Origin of the sequence: Phenylobacterium sp. (genome assembly GCF_024508875.1) — a bacterium.
Lineage (GTDB): Bacteria > Pseudomonadota > Alphaproteobacteria > Caulobacterales > Caulobacteraceae > Phenylobacterium.
Window position 1 is genome coordinate 1 of the sequence record NZ_JANINU010000244.1, and the last position, 3,180, is coordinate 3,180.

Consider the following 3,180-nt stretch of genomic DNA (forward strand, 5'->3'; position numbering starts at 1 on the left):
CAAGGACAAGCGCGGCGAGGCGCCGTTCAGCGTCGACGCCAACCTGCTGCACTCCTCGTCCGAGGGTAAGGTGCTTGAGGACCCGGCGGTCGAGGCCCCCGAGTTCGTGCACATGCGGACGATTTCGCCCGAAGCCGCGCCCGACAAGCCGACGGTCATCACCATCGACTTCGAGAAGGGCGACCCCGTCGCCATCGACGGCCAGAAGCTGTCGCCGGCCGCCCTGCTCACCAAGCTCAACGAACTGGGCCGCGACAACGGCATCGGCCGCCTCGACCTCGTCGAGAACCGCTACGTCGGCATGAAGTCGCGCGGCGTCTACGAGACCCCCGGCGGCACGATCCTGCTGCACGCCCACCGCGGCATCGAGTCGATCACCCTCGACCGCGGGGCCATGCACCTGAAGGACGAGCTGATGCCGAAGTACGCGTCGCTCATCTACAACGGCTTCTGGTTCGCCCCGGAGCGCGAGATGCTGCAGGCGGCCATCGACTACAGCCAGCAGAAGGTCTCGGGCCAGGTTCGCGTGAAGCTCTACAAGGGCAACGTGACCGTCGTCGGCCGCACCTCGCCCTACTCGCTGTACGACCAGGAGCTGGTCACCTTCGAGGAAGGCAAGGTCGCCTACGACCACCGCGACGCCGCCGGCTTCATCAAGCTGAACGCCCTGCGCCTCCGCGTCGCCGCCAAGCGCGACAAGCGCTGACGCCAGCGTCCTTCTCCCCTTGCGGGAGAAGGGCGCGCGCGGCCGCTGCAACACTTCGACACGCGCGGGCAACCGGCCAGCCGCACTCCGACACGAAACGCATAACAAACGTGGCCTGCCCGCCATGGCCGGCGCCTTCGCGCGCGCCGGCGGGCGGTAGCGCCTGGAGCCCCGGAACCGCCCCGCTAACGTCAGTCCGCACGTCCCGAACGGCCGGACCGGGCTAGACCCAAAACAACTGGCCGACGGGCGGCAGGAAGGAGTTGAACCTATAAAGAAGGGGATACTCCAAGATGCGTTACCTGGCCCTGTCCGCCCTCGCGCTCGCGATGGCGGCGACGACTGCGCTCGCCCAGGAGGCCGCGAGCGGGCCGATCACGGTTTCGGGCTCGTTCGCCCTGGTCTCGGACTACCGCTTCCGCGGCGTCTCGCAGACCGACGAGGAGATGGCGGTGCAGGGCGGCCTGACGGTCAGCCACGAGAGCGGGTTCTACGCCGGGACCTGGGGCTCCAACCTCGCCGGCTGGGGCACGTTCGGCGGACCGAACATCGAGCTCGACCTGTTCGCCGGCTACAAGTTCGAACCGACGCCCGGCCTTTCGGTCGACGCCGGCGTGACTTGGTACACCTACCCGGGCGGCGCCAGCAAAACGACCTTCGCCGAGCCCTATGTGAAGGTCAGCGGCGCGGTCGGACCGGCCTCGTTGCTGGCCGGCGTCGCCTACGCGCCCAAGCAGACGGCCCTGGGCAACTATTCCAACACCCCGCAGAGCCGCGGGCAGAAGCAGGACAACCTCTACCTCTGGGGCGACGCCAGCGGGACGGTGCCGGGTACGCCGGTCGTCCTGAAGGCGCACCTCGGCTACTCCGACGGCAATCCGGGCCTGGGCCCCAACGGCACCAGCGTCGCGCCGACAGGCAAGTACCTTGACTGGATGGTCGGCGCCGACCTGCCGGTGGGTCCGGTCACCCTGGGCGTCGCCTACGTCGACACCGACATCGGCAAGGCCGAGTCCGCCTACCTGCTTCCCAACTTCGCCAACTCGAAAGGCGGATCGATCGCCGACGGCAAGGTCGTGTTCTCTCTCACGGCGACCTTCTGACGGCCCGGCGGGTCGCGGCGGCCGGCCGTGACCCGCCAACTTTTTAGTTCCTCCCCCGCAGGGAGAGGGGGACCGCGAAGCGGTGGAGGGGCTTCCTCACCGGTCGTCGAGGACTCCCTCAGTCGGCGGTCGCCGACAGCGCCCCCGACGGGGAGCAACTGTTCGCGACGTCACCCGTCCAGCCGGTTGTAGGGATACTGGTCGCGGATCTCGGCCTGGAAGAACCGTCCCTTCGACTCGGCGTCGAGGAACGACCTGCAGACCTCGCCGGGAACGCCCACGTACAGGTATCGCTCGCCACTGAGGAAGCGCACGAAGAGCTTCTCGTGGTCCGCGTCGTAGTCGATGGCCTGGATGGCCGTGGAGTCGACGTCCATCGGCGGTCTCCCAAAGGTCTGACGCCCCTAGAACGCTCACAAGGATCGTACTGGTTCCCCCGCGCCGCGGATGGCGCCACTGTCGGCGCACAAGGCGACGCTTGTTCGCCGGTCGGAGGGATTACGCAATGCAGTCGCACGCTTACGTGGCCATCGTTACGCTTCTGGCGCTGCTCGTCTACTTCTGGATGGGCTTGCAGGTCGGCCGCGCCCGCGCGAAATGCGGCATCGCCGCGCCCGCCATGACCGGCGATCCCGTGCTCGAACGCACCATCCGCGCCCACTACAACACCTTGGAATGGCTGCCGCTGTTCCTCGTGCCCCTCTGGCTGTTCGCCATCTACTGGAACGACCTGTGGGCCGCCGCCATCGGCCTGGTCTGGATCGCCGGCCGCATCGTCTACCAGCTTGGCTACGTCGCCGACCCGAAGAAGCGCGAGGCCGGCTTCCTGATCCAGGCCCTGGCCGTGGCCGTGTTGCTGTTCGGATCGCTGGGCCGGGCGGTCTACGTCCTGGCCGTCACCGGGGCGTGAGGATTGACGCGCATCATGGCGCCGCGCCGGTTTCGCCCAAGAATCGCGCCAGTTGAAACGCCGCAACCACAATTGCGGCGAGGTGTTGTGGAACATACATTCCCCGTGATGGGGAACGTCCGAGTTCGAGATCGTCAAATGTCAAAGAAATCAGCCGCTTTCGCGATCGCCGTCGCGCTCTCGGCCGGCCTCGCGGCCTGTGCGACGCCCACGCCCTACCAGCCGAACGTGAAGGGCCAGTCCGCCTCGGGCGGCTATTCCGAGGTTCGGCTCGAACCCAACCGGTACCGCGTGAACTTCGCCGGCAACTCGTTGACGGGGCGTGAGACCGTCGAGGGCTACCTGCTGTTCCGCGCCGCCGAACTGACGGTCGAGAGCGGCTACGACTGGTTCTCCATCGTCGACCGCGACACCGACAAGAAGACCCAGACCTACGTCGAGCCCGACCCGTTCTACCGCCC

The 3,180-nt window shown here is 67.6% G+C and carries 3 protein-coding genes and 2 pseudogenes; 4 read left to right on the forward strand and 1 reads right to left on the reverse strand.

Features of this window, described 5'->3' with window-relative positions; genetic code table 11:
- Together Q0L11_RS17430 and Q0L11_RS17435 are read left to right on the forward strand one after the other, a co-directional pair.
- A pseudogene (locus Q0L11_RS17430) lies at positions 1 to 706 on the forward strand (argininosuccinate synthase domain-containing protein); the annotation flags it as partial.
- Between the two features lie 293 nt (positions 707 to 999).
- Positions 1,000 to 1,809 (forward strand): TorF family putative porin, encoded by an 810-nt coding sequence (locus Q0L11_RS17435; RefSeq protein WP_296598916.1) that lies wholly within the window; start codon positions 1,000 to 1,002, stop codon positions 1,807 to 1,809.
- A gap of 170 nt (positions 1,810 to 1,979) precedes the next feature.
- On the opposite strand, the gene Q0L11_RS17440 is transcribed toward Q0L11_RS17435, so the two are convergent.
- A complete protein-coding gene (locus tag Q0L11_RS17440; RefSeq protein ID WP_296598917.1) occupies positions 1,980 to 2,186 on the reverse strand; it encodes a KTSC domain-containing protein in 207 nt (68 codons plus the stop codon).
- A gap of 128 nt (positions 2,187 to 2,314) precedes the next feature.
- Between Q0L11_RS17440 and Q0L11_RS17445 the strand changes: the two genes are divergently transcribed.
- On the forward strand, positions 2,315 to 2,719 hold the full coding sequence (locus tag Q0L11_RS17445) for an MAPEG family protein (RefSeq protein ID WP_296598918.1): 405 nt from the start codon (positions 2,315 to 2,317) through the stop codon (positions 2,717 to 2,719).
- A 138-nt stretch (positions 2,720 to 2,857) separates the two neighbouring features.
- A pseudogene (locus Q0L11_RS17450) lies at positions 2,858 to 3,180 on the forward strand (hypothetical protein); the annotation flags it as partial.

Excerpts from the sequence above, each read along its gene's own strand:
- Q0L11_RS17435 (WP_296598916.1), top strand. The coding sequence starts at position 1,000 with ATGCGTTACCTGGCCCTGTCCGCCCTCGCGCTCGCGATGGCGGCGACG.
- Q0L11_RS17440 (WP_296598917.1), bottom strand. The coding sequence starts at position 2,186 with ATGGACGTCGACTCCACGGCCATCCAGGCCATCGACTACGACGCGGAC.
- Q0L11_RS17445 (WP_296598918.1), top strand. The coding sequence starts at position 2,315 with ATGCAGTCGCACGCTTACGTGGCCATCGTTACGCTTCTGGCGCTGCTC.